General features: G+C 42.8%; 16 protein-coding genes and 2 pseudogenes. 3 read left to right on the top strand and 15 right to left on the bottom strand.

Annotation, left to right across the window (positions count from 1 at the left end; all coding sequences use genetic code 11):
- Positions 1–71: 71 nt before the first annotated feature.
- Positions 72–836 (bottom strand): aspartate/glutamate racemase family protein, encoded by a 765-nt coding sequence (locus tag D2A30_01245; GenBank protein ULL20342.1) that lies wholly within the window; start codon positions 834–836, stop codon positions 72–74.
- 118 nt (positions 837–954) lie between these two features.
- Complete coding sequence (locus tag D2A30_01240; GenBank protein ID ULL20341.1) at positions 955–2,262, bottom strand: purine permease; 1,308 nt, start codon at positions 2,260–2,262, stop codon at positions 955–957.
- A 212-nt stretch (positions 2,263–2,474) separates the two neighbouring features.
- Between D2A30_01240 and D2A30_01235 the strand changes: the two genes are divergently transcribed.
- Positions 2,475–3,056 (top strand): xanthine phosphoribosyltransferase, encoded by a 582-nt coding sequence (locus tag D2A30_01235; GenBank protein ID ULL20340.1) that lies wholly within the window; start codon positions 2,475–2,477, stop codon positions 3,054–3,056.
- A gap of 74 nt (positions 3,057–3,130) precedes the next feature.
- A pseudogene (locus D2A30_01230) lies at positions 3,131–4,483 on the top strand (IS3 family transposase).
- 59 nt (positions 4,484–4,542) lie between these two features.
- On the opposite strand, the gene D2A30_01225 reads toward D2A30_01230, so the two are convergent.
- From D2A30_01225 to D2A30_01215, 3 genes are read right to left on the bottom strand one after another with little or no spacing between them, the layout of a single operon-like run.
- Positions 4,543–5,271, bottom strand: coding sequence for an rRNA pseudouridine synthase (locus D2A30_01225; GenBank protein ULL20339.1), 729 nt, complete (start codon positions 5,269–5,271; stop codon positions 4,543–4,545).
- Positions 5,262–5,912, bottom strand: coding sequence for a GNAT family N-acetyltransferase (locus tag D2A30_01220; protein ULL20338.1), 651 nt, complete (start codon positions 5,910–5,912; stop codon positions 5,262–5,264). Before D2A30_01220 ends, D2A30_01225 begins: the two co-directional genes overlap by 10 nt.
- 35 nt (positions 5,913–5,947) lie before the next feature.
- Positions 5,948–7,108, bottom strand: a complete 1,161-nt coding sequence (locus tag D2A30_01215) for an MFS transporter (GenBank protein ID ULL20337.1) — start codon at positions 7,106–7,108, stop codon at positions 5,948–5,950.
- Between the two features lie 131 nt (positions 7,109–7,239).
- Here D2A30_01215 and D2A30_01210 point away from each other — a divergent pair, with 131 nt between their 5' ends.
- Positions 7,240–7,854: a peptide deformylase gene (locus D2A30_01210; GenBank protein ID ULL20336.1), complete on the top strand. Its 615-nt coding sequence runs from the start codon at positions 7,240–7,242 to the stop codon at positions 7,852–7,854.
- A 236-nt stretch (positions 7,855–8,090) separates the two neighbouring features.
- On the opposite strand, the gene D2A30_01205 is transcribed toward D2A30_01210, so the two are convergent.
- From D2A30_01205 to D2A30_01160, 10 genes and pseudogenes are all read right to left on the bottom strand, one after another.
- The gene (locus D2A30_01205; protein ULL20335.1) at positions 8,091–8,876 is read right to left on the bottom strand and encodes a translation factor (SUA5); all 786 of its coding nucleotides are present in this window, start codon (positions 8,874–8,876) and stop codon (positions 8,091–8,093) included.
- Between the two features lie 62 nt (positions 8,877–8,938).
- Positions 8,939–9,532: a 3-isopropylmalate dehydratase small subunit gene (gene leuD / locus D2A30_01200; protein ID ULL20334.1), complete on the bottom strand. Its 594-nt coding sequence runs from the start codon at positions 9,530–9,532 to the stop codon at positions 8,939–8,941.
- Positions 9,532–10,911 (bottom strand): 3-isopropylmalate dehydratase large subunit, encoded by a 1,380-nt coding sequence (gene leuC, locus D2A30_01195; GenBank protein ULL20333.1) that lies wholly within the window; start codon positions 10,909–10,911, stop codon positions 9,532–9,534. Before leuC ends, leuD begins: the two co-directional genes overlap by 1 nt.
- Positions 10,908–11,960 carry a 3-isopropylmalate dehydrogenase gene (leuB, locus tag D2A30_01190; protein ID ULL20332.1) on the bottom strand — a complete coding sequence of 351 codons (1,053 nt, stop codon included), beginning with the start codon at positions 11,958–11,960 and terminating at the stop codon, positions 10,908–10,910. Before leuB ends, leuC begins: the two co-directional genes overlap by 4 nt.
- 8 nt (positions 11,961–11,968) lie before the next feature.
- On the bottom strand, positions 11,969–13,531 hold the full coding sequence (locus tag D2A30_01185; protein ID ULL20331.1) for a 2-isopropylmalate synthase: 1,563 nt from the start codon (positions 13,529–13,531) through the stop codon (positions 11,969–11,971).
- Positions 13,532–13,625: 94 nt separating this feature from the next.
- Positions 13,626–13,869 (bottom strand): annotated as a pseudogene (locus tag D2A30_01180) (hypothetical protein).
- Between the two features lie 477 nt (positions 13,870–14,346).
- A complete protein-coding gene (locus D2A30_01175; GenBank protein ULL20330.1) occupies positions 14,347–14,580 on the bottom strand; it encodes a GlsB/YeaQ/YmgE family stress response membrane protein in 234 nt (77 codons plus the stop codon).
- A gap of 59 nt (positions 14,581–14,639) precedes the next feature.
- Positions 14,640–15,881 (bottom strand): aminopeptidase, encoded by a 1,242-nt coding sequence (locus D2A30_01170; protein ULL20329.1) that lies wholly within the window; start codon positions 15,879–15,881, stop codon positions 14,640–14,642.
- A gap of 374 nt (positions 15,882–16,255) precedes the next feature.
- Positions 16,256–16,858 carry a nitroreductase gene (locus D2A30_01165; GenBank protein ID ULL20328.1) on the bottom strand — a complete coding sequence of 201 codons (603 nt, stop codon included), beginning with the start codon at positions 16,856–16,858 and terminating at the stop codon, positions 16,256–16,258.
- A 152-nt stretch (positions 16,859–17,010) separates the two neighbouring features.
- A complete protein-coding gene (locus D2A30_01160; GenBank protein ID ULL20327.1) occupies positions 17,011–21,402 on the bottom strand; it encodes a PolC-type DNA polymerase III in 4,392 nt (1,463 codons plus the stop codon).
- Positions 21,403–21,429: the final 27 nt, after the last annotated feature.

Genomic DNA, 21,429 nt, shown 5'->3' with positions numbered 1-21,429 from the left:
AGAGTGGTACCCTGACCAACAAGCTGAATAAGCAAGAACTCCGACTAGATGTTTCTAATCGGAGTTTTCTGTTACATATATCCATAAAATTCTCTGCGAACGACTGCTGAATGGCCCCAGTTAATCAAAGTAGTAAAATCAAAAACCGGTAGTCCTGTTTCTCTATGAAGGGCTGCTGCATAGGGTGGCAGGTCACTGCATTCCAGCAAAATGGCACCAATTTCTGGGTGATTGGCTTGCAAATCCTGAACAACTGCTACTAAGTCTGACTTCAAACGCCCGTTGTCCAAAAATGGCTTGTTGTAACGAATTGGAGCGAAACTATCCAGACTACCTATCTCCTTGACAATACAGTCTGAAATGGAAGCGTTGGTTTTGGCGAAAAAGTCTGCACTCGCTCCCTCACCATCTGCTACTAGTACCGCAATTTTCTGGTCTGGTTTGAGTCCCATTTTAATCAAGGGAATTTGAAGCACACTAGACAAATAGACAGGAACTGCTACAGCATCTCGCACCTGCTCCTGAAAGTGGTTAAAGTAACCACAGGCGCCTACAATGGCTCGCACACCCTTTTTCTCTAACTTCTTAGCTGCCTCAATGACCATTCCCAACAGTTTCTCCTCACCATTGAACAGATCCTCAATTTCCAAAACAATATCCTCATAGACAACTGAAAAAGAAAAAGTAGTCGCGTTAGCTACATTACCCGGCAACTTGACATAGTTAAAATCGATAGTGATAATCCCAATCGAAAATCCTGCAACAGAGGCATTTTGTACCTGATAGAACTGATCCAATTGCCCAGCTTGCTCAAAACTTGCTCTAAAGTGTGTCATTTATACCTCCTTTTCACCATTAACTATTAATATACCAAAACCAAATTCTCTCGGGCAATACCAATAAATTTTGACTATCTATAAGAATAGACTATCACGAGGATAGCCTATCTGAATATTATTTTTCTTTTAAAACCATGTTCAAAATCAGTGCAGCTAAGGTCCCTGTAGAAATTCCTGATGATAAGACCATTTGTAGCGCTGACGGAAGATGGCTCAACAATTCTGGACGTACCGTCACACCGATACCAAGTGCAAAGGCAATAGAAATAATTAGGAGCTCACGGTCACCAATTTTTACAGTTGCAAGCGTCTTAATACCTTGAGCAGCGACCAAACCGAACATGATAATTCCAACACCACCAAGAACAGGCTGAGGCATGATGGAAATCAAGGCAGACAATTTTGGAAAGACACCAAGTAAAGTAAGAATAACACCCGCAATAATCATGACATGACGACTAGCCACTTTTGTTAAGGTAATGAGACCAACATTTTGTGAAAAGGCCGTATTTGGACCTGCACCAAAGATACCAGCAATCAAGGAACCAACACCATCTGCCAGAACACCATTTGCTGCCCGCTCAGAAGAAATTTTTTGGTTAGACGCTTCTCCAATTGCCATCATAATCCCTACCGTACCAATCAAGGATACAACATAAGCAGGAATAAAGGCCAAAATCGAAGATAGGTCAAATTTTACACCGTAATGGAAAATTTTAGGAAGAGCAAACCAGGCTGCCTCTCCAACAGCAGACATATCTACTTTTCCAAGCAGAATACAGAGGACATATCCAAAGACCATTCCGAAGAAGACAGAGGCCGTCTTCAGCATTCCTTTACCATAATGATTCAATGCCAGAGTAAAGACCAAGACGATAAAGGCAATACTGATATTTTCAACAGAGGCATAATCTGTGGCTCCAGCACCACCAGCTGCCCAGTCCATACTCACTGGCATGAGGGTAATACCGATGAGGGAAACAACGGTCCCTGTAATCAATGGCGGAAAGAAACGCATCAAGGGTTTCACAAAACGACTCAAAACGATTTCAACAAATGAACCCGCAATGGTTGCACCCACGATACCAGCAATTCCCAATTGGCTACCAACACTGATAGCTGGATTAGCAAAGGTAAAATCCGTTCCCATCATTCCAGAGACACGTGAACCTACCGGGCCAACACCTTTAGATTGCAAAATAGTTGCAATCCCAGCAACAAAGATTGAGGCCGATACCATAATAGAAGTATCTTCTACTGATAACCCCAAAGCACTTGCAACGACAAGTGGCACCGCGATGATGCCTGCAAAAGCTGCTAAGATATGCTGAAAAGCAAGCAACACAGCCATGCCTTTTGGCGGTTGTTCATCAATTCCATAGAGCATTTCTGATGAATGTTCATTTGTTGTTTTCTGAGACATTGTTTCTCCTTTTTTGTTCCTAAATAATATTTTTTAGTCTATCATAAAAATTCACTTATTTCAATACAATCTACGATATTCTTTTGTTTCTGTTCGCTTTTTGGTCATTTAACGTGTTTTTTTACATGTTTTTATAACAATAATTCGTTTTTTGTTTTGCTTATAATAAAAAAATGCTATAATACACCAAGGAATCATTTGGAGGAAGAATCATGAAAATTTTGGAAGAACGTATTTTAAAAGATGGTCAGGTGTTAGGAGAAAATATTTTAAAAGTTGATTCATTTCTGACCCATCAGGTTGATTTTAAATTGATGAAAGAAATGGGACAAGTGTTAGCAGAAGCTTACCGGTCTAAGCAAATTACAAAAGTTGTCACTATTGAGGCATCCGGCATTGCTCCAGCTGTTTATGTCGCTGAAAGTTTAGATGTGCCAATGATTTTTGCCAAAAAACATAAAAATATTACGATGATAGAAGGAATCTTGACATCTGAAGTCTTCTCCTTCACCAAGCAAGTAAGCAGTACCGTTTCTATTGCTAGCAAGTTTTTGTCGCCGGAAGATCGGGTTCTAATCGTTGATGATTTTTTGGCCAATGGACAAGCAGCAAAAGGCTTGATTGATATTATCCAACAGGCTGGTGCTCAGGTAATAGGAGTTGGTATCATCATCGAAAAATCCTTCCAAGACGGACGTCAACTCTTGATAGATGCAGGTGTCCCTGTTACTTCACTCGCTCGTATTGAAAAATTCCAAGATGGTCAGGTTGTTTTTGCACCTGCGGATATTTAAAAAGACTTGCTTCCAAAATGAACCGCACCCCAAAAGTTAGACAGAAAAAATCTAACTTTTGGGGTGCTGTTTTTATGAAATTGAGCTATGAAGACAAAATCGAAATCTATGAACTACGTCAAAGTGGTCAGTCTATCAAGAACTTGTCAAAACAGTTTAATATTGCAGAATCTGTTATCCAATATATGCTTCGACTGATCGATAGGTATGGAATAAACATTGTCAAGAAAGGAAAGAATACCTATTATTCTCCAGAACTCAAGCAGGAAATGATTGATAAAGTACTTCTTGATAAGCAGTCAGTCCTCTCCGTCTCGCTTGACTACGCCCTGCCAAATCGTGGAACTCTTCCAAACTGGATAGCACAATACAAGAAAAACGGGTATACTATTGTTGAGAAAACAAGAGGGAGGCCACCAAAGATGGGGCGTAAACCAAAGAAAACCTGGGAAGAGATGACGGAGTTAGAGCGACTTCAGGAGGAAAATGAGCGCTTACGCACTGAGGTGGCTTACCTAAAAAAGTTGAGGGAGCTTCGTTTAAGGGACGAAGCCAGAGAGCAAGAAAGGCTCAAACAGTTAGAGAGATGGTCGCAGAAGGATTCCGACTAGATATACTGCTGGTTATTTCTCAATTAGCTCCTTCTACCTATTACTATCAAGTCAAGCAACTGGATAAACCAGATAAAGATAAGGAGTTAAAAGCTGAAATTCAAGCCATTTACGATGAACATAAGGGAAACTATGGTTACCGTCGCATTCACCTTGAGTTAAGAAATCGTGGATTTTCTGTCAATCATAAGAAAGTACAACGGCTGATGAAGGAGCTAGGATTGACTGCTCGTATTCGTCGACGTAAGAAATACAAGTCTTACAAGGGGGATGTGGGCAAGAAATCTCCCAATCTCATTGAAAAAATCTTTGAAGGAGCTAAGCCTTTTGAGAAGTGCTATACAGATGTGACTGAGTTCACTCTGCCAATTTGTTCTGAAAAACTCTATCTATCACCTGTTCTGGATGGCTATAATAGCGAAATTATTGCTTTTGCCTTGTCACGTTCTCCCAACCTCATACAAGTCAAGACTATGCTTGATAAAGCCTTTCCTGAGGAAACTTACCCAAATACCATTCTCCATAGCGACCAAGGTTGGCAATACCAACATGAAGCTTATCATCGTTTTCTTGCCAGTAAAGGCATACGTCCGTCCATGTCTCGCAAGGGAACTAGCACGGATAATGGCATGATGGAGTCCTTCTTTGGCATTTTGAAAACAGAAATGTTTTACGGATTTGAGAAGAATTTCAAGTCACTGGACCAACTAGAGCAAGCTATCACTGATTATATTTTATTACTACAACAATAAACGCATTAAAGCAAAACTAAAAGGACTTAGTCCTGTTCAGTACAGAACTAAATCCTTTCACTAATATTTTTTGTCTAACTTTTTGGGGTCAGTACAAAATCGGAAGCGAGTCTTTCTTATCATCTATAATTTCACACCAAACACTTCTAATTGCCTCAATTCGTCAGCTGTTAATCTTCGGTATTTTCCAATCGCTAGTTCGGAATCTAACCATAAGGGCCCCATTGATAATCGTTGCAAATCTGTCACCATCTTGCCACAAGCCTGCACCATCCGTTTGACCTGGTGAAACTTTCCTTCTCGGATGGTAATGTCAACCAGTGAAGTCTCTTTGACCTCATCTGTCGATAGGATAGTCAACTGGGCTGGCTGACAGGTAAAATCTTTTAGATCAATTCCTGCCGCAAATCGCTCGACATCCCCTTGGGTCATAATCCCGTCAATCTGTGCACGGTAGAGTTTATCAACATGTTTTTTAGGAGAGAGCATGGCATGGGCTAATTTGCCATTATTGGTCAAAAGGAGCAAGCCATGAGTATCGATGTCCAAGCGTCCAACTGGAAAAACTTCCTTATGTTGAGCTATTTCATCCAATAAATCTAAAACAGTCCGATGGTGGTCATCTTCAGTTGCTGAGATAACTCCTTTAGGTTTATTGAGAAGATAGTAAACAAATTGTTCATGATGGAGAATGTCGCCAGCTACTGCTACCAGATCCACCTGTTCATTTATTTGTTGTTTAGGAGACGTCTCTACTTGGCCGTTGACTGTGACTTGCTTGTTTTTCAGGAATTTCTTGACCTCTGTCCGACTACCAACACCACAGTCTGCCAAAAATTTATCTAATCGCATGCTAATTTCTTTTCCATTCTGACACATTCATAGTGGTTTCCACCACAAACTTGAATACTATGACCGCTTACAGAAAATCCAACTGCTCGAAAGAGAGCTTGAGCTCGTTGGTTACATATGGCTACACTTAGGCTAAGTTGCTCTGGATGATAATGTTCAACAATGTAGTCTTCAATCGTCTGATAGAAAGATCTGCCATTTCCCTGTCCCATCAAGGACGGCTTCATCCCTAAGTGAAGGCTGAGTTCCTTATCAACTTGCTCCACTTGAAAGTAACCCATGAGGGCTGCATTGCGAATGACTGCAAAAAACCGGTCTCCACGCGCCTCTGGCGTTATAAACTGGGTATACGTTTCTGATTGAGAGCTCACTGAATAAAAATCATATGGCGACGGATACTGCCACTGGTTGGCAATTTCCAACGCCAAATCTTGCGGTAAAGACATTACGTAAAAGTAATCCATCTTCCGAAAATTTTTAGCAAGATTTTTAATTCGTCGGTTCTGAGTAGCAACATCGTCTGTCTGATAGACATAGTCAGCATAACCCAATTGATAAGAAGGGATCATTTCATTAAAAATCAGCTGGACATCTTCAGGGAAACGCAACATTAATTGATTGAGTCGATTGTGTTCTAACATAAGACCATTTACCAAAAGGAGCGGAAATCCACTCCCTATTTCTTTATTTGTTGATAGATTAAACCTGCACTTATCAAAGCGCAACCGATAGCATAGATACCAAAGGCACCAGTTGGTGTTGGGTTGAGTTTTTCCAGAAAGGTTGGTAAGATTGCAGATGTTGCCCCACCAATATTACAGCCCATCAAAACAATCGTCATTACTGTATTAAGAATAGCTTTGGTTGCTCTGTCCGTTACTTGGCTGAAAACTATGGTCAGAACGATACTGTAGAAAAATCCTGATACCATACCGCCGAGGCCTAACACCCAAAGATTATCCGCAAAGGCAATGCCGATAACTGCGAGTCCAAAAATTACATAGGAAACTGCTAAAAGCCAGTCCTTCAAGCGGCCAACCAAGCTACTAAAAACCGTCCCTGCCACAATCCCCATTATTTGCATCAAACTGAGAATCAGACTAGCTTGCTGAGCAGTCCCAATTCCCTTGTCCAAAACAATCTGTGGAATCCGAATGGTCAAGAAAGTGTTGACATTGATAACAAAGAAAGCCAAAAATGCGAGGTAGATTCCCATTTGCCACATTTTCTTATCCAGTTTGACCTTAGAACCACTATCATTTTTTAACTCGCTATGTGCCACAAACTCTTCTTGGGGTACAAACAATAGAAAGAGGGCTAAAACAACCAAAGCAAAGAGATAGACCATAAAGGCTGGTTGCCAGCCAAATTGAGTCAACCATCCCACCAATAGGGTCAAGCCTGCACTTCCCAACACTTCTGCCGAGCCGCGCAATCCCATCATCTGCACACGTTCTTGACCGGTGAAAAAATTACCAATAATGTTAATGGCTCGTGCATTTATCAGACCAATCCCTAATCCCAGCAAAATCCTAGCCAAGAAAATCATTGGGAAGGCCGACAAAAACATAGGCATGGAACCACCGATAGCAAGGAGTAACAACCCAAGAATGATAATATTCCGTTCAGAAATAAATCGAACAACTAGACTATTCATCAAGAGGGCTGCCATAATAGCAAATGAGGTAACTGTAATTAAGTTTTCTACTTGACTGGCCGCAATCCCTTCTCGGGCAAAATGGTCAATCATCTGTGGAATAGCAGGGGATACTGCAAATGTTGATACCAGCATGGTGGATAAGGCCAACAGGCTGGCTTTTTCTAAAATTCTTTTCATCATTCTCCCTTTCAACGTTCGTCTTTTACTATAGTATAGCAGATTTACTACAGAATAGATAGGCGAGTGAAGCTTTTATTCTCTCTCATTTCATGCTATACTTATTTTAATAATACCCAAAGGAGAGAAGTATGACTATAATTGAAAACCTTACAAAACCTGCCCATTTGATTGACATGGATGACATCATACGTGAAGGGCATCCAACCCTACGCCAAGTTGCAGAGGAAGTCCAATTTCCACTTTCTGATCAAGAAGTGATTTTAGGTGAGAAAATGATGCAATTCCTCAAACATTCTCAGGATCCTGTCATGGCTGAAAAAATGAAACTCCGTGGCGGAGTTGGTCTTGCAGCTCCCCAATTGGATGTTTCTAAACGCATCATCGCTGTTTTAGTACCAAACCCAGAGGACGAGGAAGGACATCCACCTGCCCAAGCCTACTCTCTACAAGAAGTATTGTACAATCCTAAAATCGTGGCTCATTCTGTCCAAGAAGCGGCTATAGAAGGGGGCGAAGGTTGCCTATCTGTTGACCGCGAAGTCCAAGGCTACGTAGTCCGCCACGCGCGTGTGACTGTTGATTACATGGACAAAAACGGAGAAAAGCACCGCATCAAACTCAAGGGATATAATGCAATCGTGGTCCAACACGAAATCGACCACCTCAACGGTGTCATGTTCTACGACCGCATTGACCCGGAACACCCATTTGCCGTTAAAGAAGGCATGCTGGTGATTGAATAAACATAGGAAACTGACTGAAATATCGGTCAGTTTTTTTCTGGTAGAAAAAACGACCCTTTCGGATCGATCTATCATAGAACCTGTATTTACAAGTGAAGTGCTTGTATATAAGAGAAAGTTTTTCGCTAATCAAAGCAGTTTTTTGAGGGAATACTGACTGTATTTTGAAAAAAACTAACGATGAGTAGCTGAAAAACTAGCCTTAGATGGAAGTGCTGAACTGTGAATGTAGGTTCTTAGTAATATTCCCCTTGTCTGTAGTCCCAAGAGTTGAAATGATCAGACAAGTGCATCATGATTTTATCGATGTCCAAACCTTTACGGATGACAACTGGACATGGGCTGATAGAACGGCTATCTGCACCTTGTTCTGGAATCAGTTTACCATCTTTGTCTACCATAGACACCATAACCCCTTGCTCATAGCGGGTTTCGATGGTCTTGTCTGGCTGGATAGATGCCACATAGTCATCCGCCTCGATAATCAAGTCTACTTTAGACGCGATACGCTCACCAATACCTTCTACCTTACCACGATTTCCCTTACCTGATGGATTGGCAGAAGAAGCGTAGACCATACGACCTTCTTTTTCCCACATTTCCTTGGCAATCTGCTCGCCTGCAACACCAAACTTGATAACAAAGCAAGAAGTCCCACGAACGTCGGTCATCAACTCTTCACGACCATCGCCATAGGCTTGCAACTTAGCATAAGCCTCTGGTTTCCAAGGTAGGATACAACCCAACAAAATGTCCTCATCCCAATGTTTTTGGTAGAAGGCATCAATCTCAGGTGTCAGCTGCGCCAGCTCACGAAGCTCCTCCATGCTACCACAAAGGACCACGCCCGGCTTATTACGCTTACGCTCTTTAGCGTCAAACTTACGCTCCAAGCCAGCCTTGTCAGCAGTCATGATGATGTAACCAACCTTCGTCGGGCAGACAATCACGCCTCCCTCACCCTTGATAACGTCAAAACCTTCTTGTGAAAGTGCGCCATCCCAGTGAATTTGTTTCGTCATAATAATTTCCTCTTTTCTTTTGTTTCATAGCAGAGCGACCTGCTTGTTTTCTTATCTTTATTTTATTCCTGCCAGTAACTTGGCCGATTCCTTTCATACTCCTCAATCAAATCCTGATACTGAAGGGTAATCCCAATATCATCTAGACCGTTGAGTAATTTGTGTTTCCAATCTGCATCGATCTCGAAATCAAATTCTCCGACTGGTGAGATAATCTTTTGCTGGTAGAGATCCACAGTCACCTCATCAGTTGGTGCCAGCGCAGCCAATTTCTCCCGAACCTCAAGAGGCTGAACGATTGGCAAGATGCCATTGTTGAGGTCATTGTTATAATGAATATCCCCGAAGGAACCTGCAATGATAACCTTGAAGCCATAGTCAGCTAGTGCCCAAGCGGCGTGCTCCCTAGACGAACCTGCCCCAAAGTTATCCCCTGTAATCAAGATCGTTGCCTGACGATATGGTGCCGTATTAAAGATAAAATCAGGGTCCTCAGTGTACTTGTTATCCAAATAACGCCACTCATACATGAGGTACTTGCCAAAACCCTTCTTGTCAATCAGCTTAAGAAACTGCTTGGGCAAAATCTGATCGGTATCAATGTTGTCATTCATGAGTGGAACAGTCGTCCCAGAGTAGATTGTAAACTTTTCCATCAGACCACCTCCAAATCACGAACATCTACAAAGCGTCCTGCAATAGCTGCCGCTGCTGCCATGGCTGGACTACAAAGATGGGTTCGAGATCCAACACCCTGTCGATCCTCAAAGTTTCGGTTACTAGTCGATGCACAGTGGACACCTGTCGGCACCTTGTCTGGGTTCATACCCAGACACATGGAGCAACCAGGATCCCGCCATTCAAAGCCAGCTTCCAAGAAAATTTTGTCTAAGCCTAGTGCTTCTGCAGCTGACTTAACCGGCCTCGAACCAGGAACCACAATTGCAGTCACATGATCTGCCACACGTTTGCCTTCAACAATCTTGGCGGCCACCTTCAAGTCAGAAAGACGAGAATTGGTACAGGACCCCAGGAAAACATAGCCAATTTCGATGTCCTTTGGACTTTGTCCAGGCTGTAAGTTCATGTACTTATACGCTCGTTCATCGTTCATATCGCGAACTTCAGGAAAGGTCTCATCAAACGAGACTCCCATGGAAGGATTGGTTCCCCATGTTACCATCGGTGCCAGATTCGAAACATCCATTTCAATGACCTTATCATAAACTGCATCTGAATCAGATACCAGGGTTTTCCAATCAGCTACCGCTACCTCAAAGTCTTTAGGCCGTTTTTCCTTGTCTGCTAGATAATCAAAAGTGATTTGATCTGGGTTCATAATCCCCATCTTGGATCCGAACTCGATAGACATGTTACAAATCGTCATCCGTTCTTCCATGGTCAGAGCATCAATAGCCTCACCCACATACTCGACTACATAACCAACCCCCAGTGCCACACCATACTTAGCAATCAATGCCAGAACATAATCCTTGGAGTATATCCCCTTTTTCGGCTTACCTGTAAACCGTACTAAGAGCTTTTTGGGTTTGACTTGCCACAACGTTTGAGTCGCAAAGACATGCTCTACTTCTGTTGTCCCAATTCCAAAGGCAATGGCACCGAATGCTCCGTGGGTTGCCGTATGGCTATCTCCACAGACGATGAATTTCCCTGGCTGGGTCAAGCCAGTCTCTGGTCCCACCATGTGGACAATGCCTTGGTTGGCAGATCCATGTGGCGCATGTGGAATGCCGAACTCCGCCACATTGCGAGCTAAGGCATCCATCTGAGCCTTGGAAATGACATCACGAATATCATAAATATTAACCGTTGGAACATTATGGTCAAATGTACCAAAGGTCAATTCTGGCCGACGGACTTGCCGTCCAGCCTCTCGCAGACCATCAAAGGCCTGGGGACTAGTCACCTCATGGATATAGTGCTGGTCCACATAAAGGAGTTGGGGTTGACCTTCTTGCCCTGTAATCACATGGCGATCCCAGAGCTTATCGAAAATGGATTTTCCACTCATGGCGATCTCCTTTCAATCTGGGCTATAATAGCCTCCGTCATTTCTTTGGTAGAGGCGCTACCACCTAGATCTTTAGTAAAAATTCCCTGTGCAAAGACCGCTTCAACAGCTTGGCGAATGGTCTGACCTGCTTGGACCAAATCAAAACTTTCTTCCAGCATCATGGCAACAGATAGAATCATACTGACCGGATTGGCAATGCCCTGACCTGCAATATCTGGTGCCGAACCATGGATAGGTTCATAGAGACTGGGACCTGCCACCGCATGACTAGCAGAAGGCAGAACCCCTAGCGTTCCTGTTAATACGCTGGCCTCATCCGACAAAATATCTCCGAAAAGATTTTCCGTCACCAAGACATCAAATCGACTAGGATTGGTAATCAAGAGCATAGCTGCACTATCCACCAACTGGTGCTCCAAGACCACATCTGGGTAGTCCTTAGCCACCTCATCCGCTACCTTCCGCCATAATTTTGACGTTGCCAGCACATTTTGCTTGTCAATGCTGGTGACTTTTTTTCGTCTTTTTTGGGCTAGGTCAAAGGCAGTGCGGACAACTCGTTCAATCTCTTTTGCCTGATAGGTATTGCTATCGCTGGCTTGGTCTGTTTCCAGAATATGCTCTCCAAAATAAATTCCTCCTGTCAGCTCCCTTACCATGACCAAATCCACACCGTCCAGCCGGTCGGCTTTCAGAGGAGAATAGTCTTTCAGGCTATCAAAAATTTTCACCGGACGGATATTGGCAAAGAGACCCAATTCCTTCCGAAGTTGAAGCAGACCTTGTTCTGGTCGAACAGCTGCATCATCATATTGAGGGCTACCGATAGCTGCTAACAAAATCGCATCCGCCTGACGGCAGGCTTGTAAGGTGGCATCTGGTAGCGGATGGCCAGCCGCATCAATCCCAGCTCCACCAAAAGCTCTCTCCTCAATCTCATAATCAAATCCTACTTGCCCAGTAACAGCCTTGAGGACTGCTAGGCCAGCCTCCATGATTTCAGGACCGATTCCATCACCAGCCAAGGCTACAATTTTTTTCGTCATATTTCCTCCTAGCTAGTTGGCAACTCTTTCTCAGATAGTTTCTTATCAATCTGTCCGCTATTTTCTTTCTGTACCATGACATTGGCATGAATATAGGCAATTGCAGAAGCCTTCAATACGTCAAAGTCAATACCAGAGGCATTAAAGACGGTTTCCGTTGCCTTGTTTTCTACGGCGACAAGCACACGCGCCTGGGCATCAATCCCATCAGTAATAGCGTCGATATGGTAGCGTTCTAAGCTGATTTCCTGCTGGAAGAATTGGTCAATGGCATTAAAGACAGCCTCAACCGAACCCTTGCCTGACTCCACAACAACCACTTCTTCCTCATCCTGATTGATGAAGGTAACTTGAGCCTGAATACTTCCGTCAGACTGACTATCCAAACGCAAATCTTTAAATTGGAAGCCATCACGATTGCTGATTTCTGTACCAGCTACCAAGGCACGAATATCTGCGTCCGTGATTTTTTCTTTCTTGTCCGCAAGGTTTTTAAAGCGAGCAAAGAGGCCCGCAACATCACTCTCTTCAAAATACAAGTCTAATTCTTTTAGTTTTTCCACAAAGGCATGGCGACCGGATAGTTTACCCAGTGGCAGAGAATTTTTCTTGACCCCTACCAACTCAGGTGTAATGATTTCATAAGTCAATGGATTTTTCAAGACACCATCTTGGTGGATACCTGACTCATGAGAGAAGGCATTGCCACCAACCACCGCCTTATTGCGTGGAATGGCAATCCCAGAAAATCGAGATACTAATTCCGAAGTATTGAGAGTTTCCTTTAGAACAATTGGACTAGTCACATCATAGAAATCTTTCCGAATTTCAAGAGCAACAGCTACTTCTTCAAGGGCCGCATTTCCTGCTCGCTCACCGATACCGTTGATAGTTCCCTCAACACGACCGGCACCGTTTTTAATAGCTGAAAGGGTATTGGCAACAGCCATACCTAGGTCATTATGGCAATGCGGACTGAAAATAATCTCACGGTCCGACTTGATGTTTGTTGTCAAGTAACGGAAAATTTCTCCGTAGTGCTGAGGAGTCGTAAAGCCGACTGTATCTGGAATGTTGATGTAGGTCGCACCAGCATCTACCGCTGTTTGTACCACTTCTAGCAAATATTCCAACTCCGTCCGCGTCGCATCCTCTGGCGAGAACTCCACCACCTCAAAACGCTCACGGGCATAGCTGACATGTTCAGTGATTTGCGTCAAAATTTCTTCTTTGGACTTTTGAAGTTTAAATTCACGGTGAATGGGACTGGTCGCAATGAAAACATGAATCTGCGGATACTTGGCATCTTTCAGAGCCTCATAACAAGCATCAATGTCTGACTTGACTGACCGAGCCAAACCTGTCACAGCCGTCTTGGTCATAGCCGCCGCAATCTGACGAACCGCTTCAAAAGAATCAGGACTGGCCGCTGGAAAACCCGCTTCAATGGCAGAAATCCCCCATTTCTCCAACTGCTTGGCAATGGTCACTTTTTCCTTGATTGAAAAATTCACACCAGGCGTCTGTTCACCATCCCGTAAAGTCGTATCTAAAAATTCAATCACACGCATAAGAATACCTTTCTAAACTCTTCAAATTAAAGATATACGAACAACTAGTTCATTACTCTATAATTTTGACAGTCCATTCAACTTACTTTTAGTACTAGCTCCAGCAGTCAGAGTAGTGACTGTTGGAGGTGGGAAACAGAGCGAACTTAGTTCGCATCAATAGCCGAAGACAGCTTGCATAGTCCAGGGGACTGTGCGAGGAGGGAGATTAGACTTGCAAAGCAAGTCACATCCGTGGAGTACGGCAAAGCGAGTTCAAATAATGATGAAATTATTTGAAGTTGGTAATAAGGAAACGAAGTTTCCTCAATCGTCGCAGTAATAAAAGAAAAGGGAATGAATCGTGATAAAAAGAAAACACCTCGAGGATTACTACCTGCGAGATGTTGTCAACAGCGCCCGCTCGGTAAGCCAAACAGGACTAATGCTACCTAGTGCACTAGCCCAACCGTCGCAACAACAAAGTAAAGTTTGTAGTGACTGGTTTCATTTGACTTTTTCCTTTCAGTGTTCTGGAACCTGTATTCACAGCCCAGCACTTTCATCTAAGGCTAGTATTTCATCAACTCATCGTTAGTTTTTTTCAAAATACGTCAGTATTCCCTCAAAAAACTGCCTTGATTAGCGAAAAACTATCTCTTATATACAAGCACTTCACTTGTGAATACAGGTTCTTAATTGTTTACAATGATACCTTACTTTTTTTCACTTGTCAATAGAAAAATGGAAATTTTCTGAAAAATCCGAACAGTACGGCAATTCATGCAAATTCACACAATAAAGCCAAGCTCTTTTTCAAAGCTCGGCTTTATTTATTAACTCCGTCTGGAACTTGAAAAAATGGCCACTAACAATACTGCTCCAAAGACTGACGGTACCAGAGCCATGCCAGCAAATTGTGGCCCCCAACCACCAAAGAGCAACTGCCCAATCCACGAACCAGCAAGCCCAAGGATAATATTTCCCAGACAACCACGACGGTCGTCTGACGAAGTAAGTGCTCCTGCAATCATACCAATTATGGCACCTGCGATAATACTTGTTAACATCTTATTTTCCTCCAACATTTACAAAATAAGACTGGTTGCCCAGTCTTATAAGATGACTATTAGATAGCCCACTCACCGTCGCGGAAGATAGGGACGCGAGTTCCATCTTCACGAATGCCGTCAATGTTCATTTTGTTTGAACCAATCATGAAGTCAACGTGGACATCAGAACGGTTGAGACCTGCTTCTTTCAACTCTTCTTGGCTCATTTCTGTACCACCTTCAATTGAGAAGGCATAGGCTTGCCCGATTGCCAAGTGGTTTGAGGCATTTTCATCAAAGAGAGTGTTGAAGAAAGTTACACCTGATTGAGAGATTGGGCTCTTATCTGGTACAAGGGCAACTTCACCCAGACCGCGTGCACCAGCATTGTCAAAGACCAGTTTCTTCATGACTTCATCGCCTTTTTCAGCAGTCACATCTACAATCTCACCATCTTTAAAGGTTACTTTGATACCTTCAATAATATTACCGTTATAGCTAAGCGGTTTTGTAGAAGTTACATAACCATCGGCCACACGATAGTCAGGTGCTGTAAAGACTTCTTCTGTTGGCATGTTGGCAATAAACTTCTCACCTTGGGCATTGATCGAACCAGCCGCTTCCCATAAGTGGTTTTTCGGCATACCAAGAACAAGGTCGGTTCCTGGTGCTGTGTAATGCAATTTGACAAACTGCTCGTCGTTAAGAACCTTAGCTTTTGCTACCAAACGTGCTTCATGCTCTTCCCAGGCTTTGATTGGATCTTCTTCGTAGATACGGCAAGTCTTGAAAATTTGGTCCCAAAGCAGATCTACTGCTTCTTCGTCAGACGTTGCATTTGGGAAAACTTTTTTGGCCCATTCCAAACCAGATGCTGCACCAAGTGTCCAGCTGATTTTGTTAGCTTGACTGGCTTGACGCATTGGGTTTAAGGCCTGGCTGATTGCGCGTGCACTGCGAGACAATTTCTCAGGATCAACGCCATCGTATGCACCAGGATCATCAGACAAGACAACCAAACGACTAGATTTGTGCTCTAATAAATAATTCATTTCAGTAACACGTTGTGGGTGAACTTGTTCTAAGCGTTCTACATCTACATTGACCAAACGTTCGCGAGCAATGACATCATCTGACCAGTTCACTAAGACCTCTGCTGCACCGAGTGCATAAGCTTCTTTAACAATCAAACGGGCCAACTCTGCCTGATCAACAGCAATTGTCAACTGGACTGTATGACCTGGTTGGACATTGATACCAGTTGATACCAAAAGTTTCGCGTATTTCGCCAGATTTTCTTTAAAATTAGGTAATACCATGTTCATCTCCTTAGGTTATTATACTAGATTATTGTATCATATTTTAGTAAAGGGGAGATAAAAAAACTTCCTGCAAAACAGGAAGTTAGTGGGAAGGTTGTGTCGTATTCACTGAAGCTTTACACTCAACTAGACAAGCTGACAAGGGATATTTCCAATTTTCTAAGCATAAAGTTTTCAGTTTGCATTTAGTACTAGGCAACGAGCCGCAGACATAACTGGAGTTAGGCAAGGCGAGTTAACGACGTAATAAAGCAAACTGTAAGTATGTATACTCAATGAAAATTGAAGTCAGACTAGGCGACGCAGATGTAGATCGAACTTAAGTTCATCACATCAAGTCAACAACGTCTGACTTCAATTTTCGCAGAGGATTAGTTACCAAAAACCTTTACACGGTCCCCATCCGCCATGTAATCTTTTTCCCCTGCTGGAGCTGCGATGCTACCGAATGGAGCTTGTGCACGAAGTTTCCAGTTAGCTGGGATACCGTATTTTTCAGCAACTTGTGCATCTACCAATGGGTTGTAGTGTTGAACGTTCATACCGATATTTTTCTCAGCAAATGCCAACCACACTGCATACAAGTTGATACCGTGAGCTTGTTCAGACCAGATTGGGAAGTTTTCTGCATAGAGTGGGAAGCTTTCTTGCAAGCCTTTAACTACGTCTTGGTCTTCGAAGAACAAGATAGTACCTGCACCTGCAGCAAAGCTAGCCAAGCGGCCTTTAGTGCCTTCAAATGCTTCAGCTGGTGTTACTTTTTCCAATTCACTGTAAGCAATTTCGTTCCAGAAAGCTTCTGATTCAGCACCAAAAAGTACTACTGCGCGACTTGATTGTGAGTTGAAAGCTGATGGTGATTCTTTCATAGCTTTCTCAACGAGAGCTACTACTTCTTCATTTGATACTAGCAATTCTTTACCGAGTGCATAAATAGTACGACGAGTTTCTTGAAGTTTTGCAAAATTTGACATAGATTTCCTCTTTTCTGTTTATTACTATCTAGTAATTTTTATCACTATGTGGGGATTATAAACCTATTCAAAAAAATATTCAAGAGTTTTGGCTTCTTTTTATGTAAAAAATCACTGTCTCTCAAAATAACGAGAAACAGTGACCTTCCTTATTAAAACAAATCATCAAATAAGCTCAACTGGTTGTCCTCTGGCATTTTACCCAGGATTCCCATTTCATCCATTTTTTCAACAAGCGTACTTGACAATCCTCCACGTTTTCGGAGTTCGGTCTTGGAGAGAAATTCTCCTTCAGCACGCGCTGCAACGACCTGCTTAGCAACGTTTTCACCCAGACCATCCATGGCAACAAATGGAGGGATAAGGGTATCACCCTCAATCAAGAACTCTGTAGCATGAGATTTGTATAAATCTAATTTACCAAACTTGAAACCACGTTCCAGCATTTCGTTGACCAATTCAAGCGTGGTATAAAGATCCTGTTCAACGTTTGAAGCTTCGTTGTTCTTCTTTTTGAGGGCAATCTCTTCCATCTTGGACTTGACTTTATCCAATCCACCTGACATAGTCGCCAAATCAAAGGCTTTCGCACGAATGGAGAAATATGCACAATAATAATATAGCGGATGATGAACCTTGAAGTAGGCAACTCGTAAGGCCATCATAACGTAAGCAGCCGCATGGGCTTTAGGGAACATGTACTTGATTTTACCACATGATTCAATGTACCAATCAGGTACCTTGTTGTCCTTCATGGCTTGGATGTAACCATTTCGCTCTTCCTCTGAAATCTTGAGCCACATCCCTTTCCGTACCCGTTCCATGATGTTAAAGGCCATTTTCGGTGGCAAACCAGCATGCATGAGGTACACCATGATGTCATCCCGACAACCGATAACCGTAGATAGGTCAGCAATCCCGGATTTGATTAAGTCTTGCGCATTGCCCAACCACACATCTGTACCATGTGATAGACCAGATAACTGAAGTAATTCCGAAAAAGTTGTTGGGTGGGTTTCTTCAACCATCCCTCGAACAAAATTGGTCCCAAATTCCGGAATTCCTAACATACCAGTCGGTGTCCCAATCTGTTCAGGGGTAACACCTAAAATTTCTGTTCCTGAGAAAAGGGCCATTACCCCTTTATCATCTGCGGGAATCGTTTGTGGATCAATGCCTGACAAGTCCTGCAACTTCCGAATCATCGTCGGATCATCGTGTCCGAGAACATCGAGCTTAAGAACGTTTTCGTCAATATCATGGAAGTTAAAGTGAGTAGTCTGCCAACTTGCGGTAATATCATCAGCCGGGTATTGTACTGGGGTAAAGTCATAAACATCCATATAATTAGGAATAACAACAATCCCTCCCGGGTGCTGACCCGTTGTTCGTTTCACACCAGCTGCTCCTGCTGCTAAACGCTCCACCTCCACATCCCGGTAGAATTTTCCATAATCTCGTTCATACCCACGTACAAAACCATAGGCCGTCTTAGCAGCTACTGTACCAACTGTTCCCGCACGGAAGGCATATTCCTCACCAAAAATCTTACGCACGTCTAAGTGAGCAGATGGTTGATCATCTCCAGAAAAGTTCAAGTCAATATCGGGAACCTTATCTCCATCAAAACCTAGGAAGGTTTCGAAAGGAATATCCTGACCATCTTTTTTATACTTTGTTCCACAATTGATACATACCTTATCTGGTAAATCAAAGCCTGAACCATAGGAACCGTCTGTAATAAATTCACTGTGCTGGCAATTTGGACAGACATAGTGAGGAGGCATTGGATTTACTTCTGTAATCCCAATCATGGTTGCTACGAAACTAGAACCAACCGATCCCCGAGAACCAACTAAGTAGCCCCGTTCATTCGATCGTTGTACCAACATCTGCGATGCTAGGTAAATCACTGCAAACCCATTACCAAGAATAGAAGACAGCTCTTTTTCTATTCGCAAGTCAATAATATCTGGCAAAGGATTACCATAAATCTCAAAGGCTTTTTGATAGGTTAATTCAGCGACTGTTTCTTCTGCCTTTTCAATATAAGGCGTATACAGATCCGTCTTCACGACTTCTACATCTTCAAACCGACTCAGCATCGCATTAGGATTGGTAACGACAATCTCACGAGCGAAACTTTCTCCCAAGAAAGCGAACTCGTCCAACATCTCGCTAGTCGTTCTAAAGTGAGCCTTAGGCAGTGGAGCTGGTTGGGCATTTTCCCCATTTCCAATGGTCCAGTTAATCGGTGCCCCTTGCCCTAGAGCCCGTACAATAATTTCTCGATAGATTTCTTCCTCGGGATCTATATAGTGAACATTCCCCGTCGCCAAAACTGGCAGTCCTGCCCTACGCCCTACCTCAATTAACTGCTTGATAGTTTCTTCAATCTCTACAATATTCTTAAACTGTTCCTTGGCAATCATTGGTTCATAAAGAGCTGGAGGCATGACTTCGATAAAATCATAGTAGGTAGCCTTTTTTACCGCATCATCCATTCCCTTGGACAGAAGCTCTTCAAACACTTCACCTTCTTGACAAGCTGTCCCTAGTATTAGTCCTTCGCGATGGGCATCCAGAACTGTTCTTGGTATGCGAGGAACACCTGCAAAATATTTAGTATTTGACAGGGATACGAGCTTGAAGATGTTTTTTAAACCAACTTGATTGATGACATATAAAGTGGCGTGTTTGACACGAGCCTTCTTATAAGAATCTTCTACAATTAGTTCGGTATTGAGTTGGTTAAGATTCGCTATTTGATGTTTTTCAAAGGCATCCTTTAGGAAGATGAAGAGCAAGCGTCCCGTCGCCTCCGCATCGTAGTTCGCCATATGGTGATGTTCTAAGGCAACCCCAAATCGCTTTGTCAAAGGCCCCAGACCATGTCGCTTATAATCTGGATAAAGATTTCGAGCAAACTCCAAGGTATCAATCACAGGTTGACTAATCGTTGGAAGACCAGCCCGCTCGTAGTTGACATCCATAAAACCGACGTCAAAAGTAGCATTATGCGCAACCAAAATCGAACCCTGACAGAAGTCTTGAAACTCACGTAAGACTTGCTCAAGTGGTTTCGAGCCTCTCACATGTTCGTCCGTAATCCCTGTCAACTCAGTCGTAAACTGACTCAGCGGGTGACCTGGATCGATAAATTCATCAAATTCAGCAACGATATTTCCTTTATGCATCTTAGAAGCCGCAATCTGAATCAGGGAATTATTGACTGCAGAGAGGCCTGTTGTTTCCACGTCAAAAACTACATAAGTGGCATCTGATAGCACCACATCTGCTACATTGTAGGCAATCGGAACAGAATCCTCAACGATATTTGCTTCCATTCCAAAGAGAGCTTTAATACCGGCTTTTCGCGCAACATGATAACCATGTGGGAAAGACTGAACATTTCCGTGGTCCGTAATCGCCACAGCCTTATGACCCCAAGCTGCTGCACGCGCGATTAAATCCTCAACTGCTGGCAGGGCATCCATCGTTGACATATTGGTATGGGCGTGAAATTCAATACGTTTCTCATCATCAGGCATCAGATCCTTACGAATTTCTTTTTTGATCTCTTGAACTTCCTGTACATTCATGGTCAAATCACGCGTGAAATTATTGGTCTCCACGTTTCCACGAACCCTTAACCAGTTACCTTTTTTTACCATATCAAATTTTTGAGCCTCTTCTTCATTTTTAGCCCACTTCTGCATGGTAAAAGAAGATGTATAGTCGGTCATCTTGAAATTGATAATGACTCGTCCCGTCTTCGTGGTTTTCTGCTCAACATCAAAAACTAACCCTTCAAAGACAATACGATTTTCTTCACTGTCCACCTCAATCATCGGAGTAATATCCGCTTTCTCAATATTGACTTTAGCAGGACGGTTTTTCTTATATTCTGGGACAAATGGCTGATCTGCCTCTGGTGGTGGAGCCATTTGAGATAGTTGTTCCAGGGCCGCTAAATTTTTCTCATTAGCCTGCTGGTAAATTTCTTCATTTTGTGCATGGAAAACCTCTGCCTGTTGTTGCGTCATTTCTTGGCAGACTTCAATATCTACAGTTAGATTCCCAAAACCAAATCGCTTGTACTGTTCAACTAAATTCGGCAAATGATTCTTGCGAAAATGAGCTGTATCAATCGTTTCTGGTCCTTTTATCCACAGAACTCTGTCTCGATAAGTCACAGCAAGTGGCTGAAACAGTGCCTTGAACCCAGCACTCTGGCACAAATCTTCCATAAAAGCCTCTGGATAATAGGCTTCCACCAAACCCGTCTCAAAACTGTTCGCATCTGTTACCAAAGAAAATTGAATCTTGTTCCCTAGTTTTTCAAACTCTGTTTTCAAATGAGCCTTAAAGAGTTGATAATCTAAAAGTGGTAGGGGATTTTCAAAACGGAAGGTAAACTCCCATAATTTACTGACCTTGTGCAAGACCACTTTCTCAATCTTTGCAGTCGAAAAAGCCCCTGATTGTCGTGCATCAAGAGGCATCCCGATTTGTTGAAGCAAAAGCTGAAATTTATCTGACATGACCATTTCCTTTGTAATTAGTTAGAA

Source organism: Streptococcus suis (genome assembly GCA_022354845.1).
Classification (GTDB): Bacteria; Bacillota; Bacilli; order Lactobacillales; family Streptococcaceae; genus Streptococcus; species Streptococcus suis_AA.
This window is presented reverse-complemented; position numbering and strand designations above follow the sequence as displayed.

Excerpts from the sequence above, each read along its gene's own strand:
- D2A30_01160 (ULL20327.1), bottom strand. The coding sequence starts at position 21,402 with ATGTCAGATAAATTTCAGCTTTTGCTTCAACAAATCGGGATGCCTCTT.
- D2A30_01235 (ULL20340.1), top strand. The coding sequence starts at position 2,475 with ATGAAAATTTTGGAAGAACGTATTTTAAAAGATGGTCAGGTGTTAGGA.
- D2A30_01210 (ULL20336.1), top strand. The coding sequence starts at position 7,240 with ATGACTATAATTGAAAACCTTACAAAACCTGCCCATTTGATTGACATG.
- D2A30_01245 (ULL20342.1), bottom strand. The coding sequence starts at position 836 with ATGACACACTTTAGAGCAAGTTTTGAGCAAGCTGGGCAATTGGATCAG.
- D2A30_01185 (ULL20331.1), bottom strand. The coding sequence starts at position 13,531 with ATGCGTGTGATTGAATTTTTAGATACGACTTTACGGGATGGTGAACAG.
- D2A30_01170 (ULL20329.1), bottom strand. The coding sequence starts at position 15,881 with ATGGTATTACCTAATTTTAAAGAAAATCTGGCGAAATACGCGAAACTT.
- D2A30_01225 (ULL20339.1), bottom strand. The coding sequence starts at position 5,271 with ATGCGATTAGATAAATTTTTGGCAGACTGTGGTGTTGGTAGTCGGACA.
- D2A30_01175 (ULL20330.1), bottom strand. The coding sequence starts at position 14,580 with ATGTTAACAAGTATTATCGCAGGTGCCATAATTGGTATGATTGCAGGA.
- D2A30_01165 (ULL20328.1), bottom strand. The coding sequence starts at position 16,858 with ATGTCAAATTTTGCAAAACTTCAAGAAACTCGTCGTACTATTTATGCA.
- leuB (ULL20332.1), bottom strand. The coding sequence starts at position 11,960 with ATGACGAAAAAAATTGTAGCCTTGGCTGGTGATGGAATCGGTCCTGAA.
- leuD (ULL20334.1), bottom strand. The coding sequence starts at position 9,532 with ATGGAAAAGTTTACAATCTACTCTGGGACGACTGTTCCACTCATGAAT.
- leuC (ULL20333.1), bottom strand. The coding sequence starts at position 10,911 with ATGAGTGGAAAATCCATTTTCGATAAGCTCTGGGATCGCCATGTGATT.
- D2A30_01240 (ULL20341.1), bottom strand. The coding sequence starts at position 2,262 with ATGTCTCAGAAAACAACAAATGAACATTCATCAGAAATGCTCTATGGA.
- D2A30_01205 (ULL20335.1), bottom strand. The coding sequence starts at position 8,876 with ATGACGAAACAAATTCACTGGGATGGCGCACTTTCACAAGAAGGTTTT.
- D2A30_01215 (ULL20337.1), bottom strand. The coding sequence starts at position 7,108 with ATGAAAAGAATTTTAGAAAAAGCCAGCCTGTTGGCCTTATCCACCATG.
- D2A30_01220 (ULL20338.1), bottom strand. The coding sequence starts at position 5,912 with ATGTTAGAACACAATCGACTCAATCAATTAATGTTGCGTTTCCCTGAA.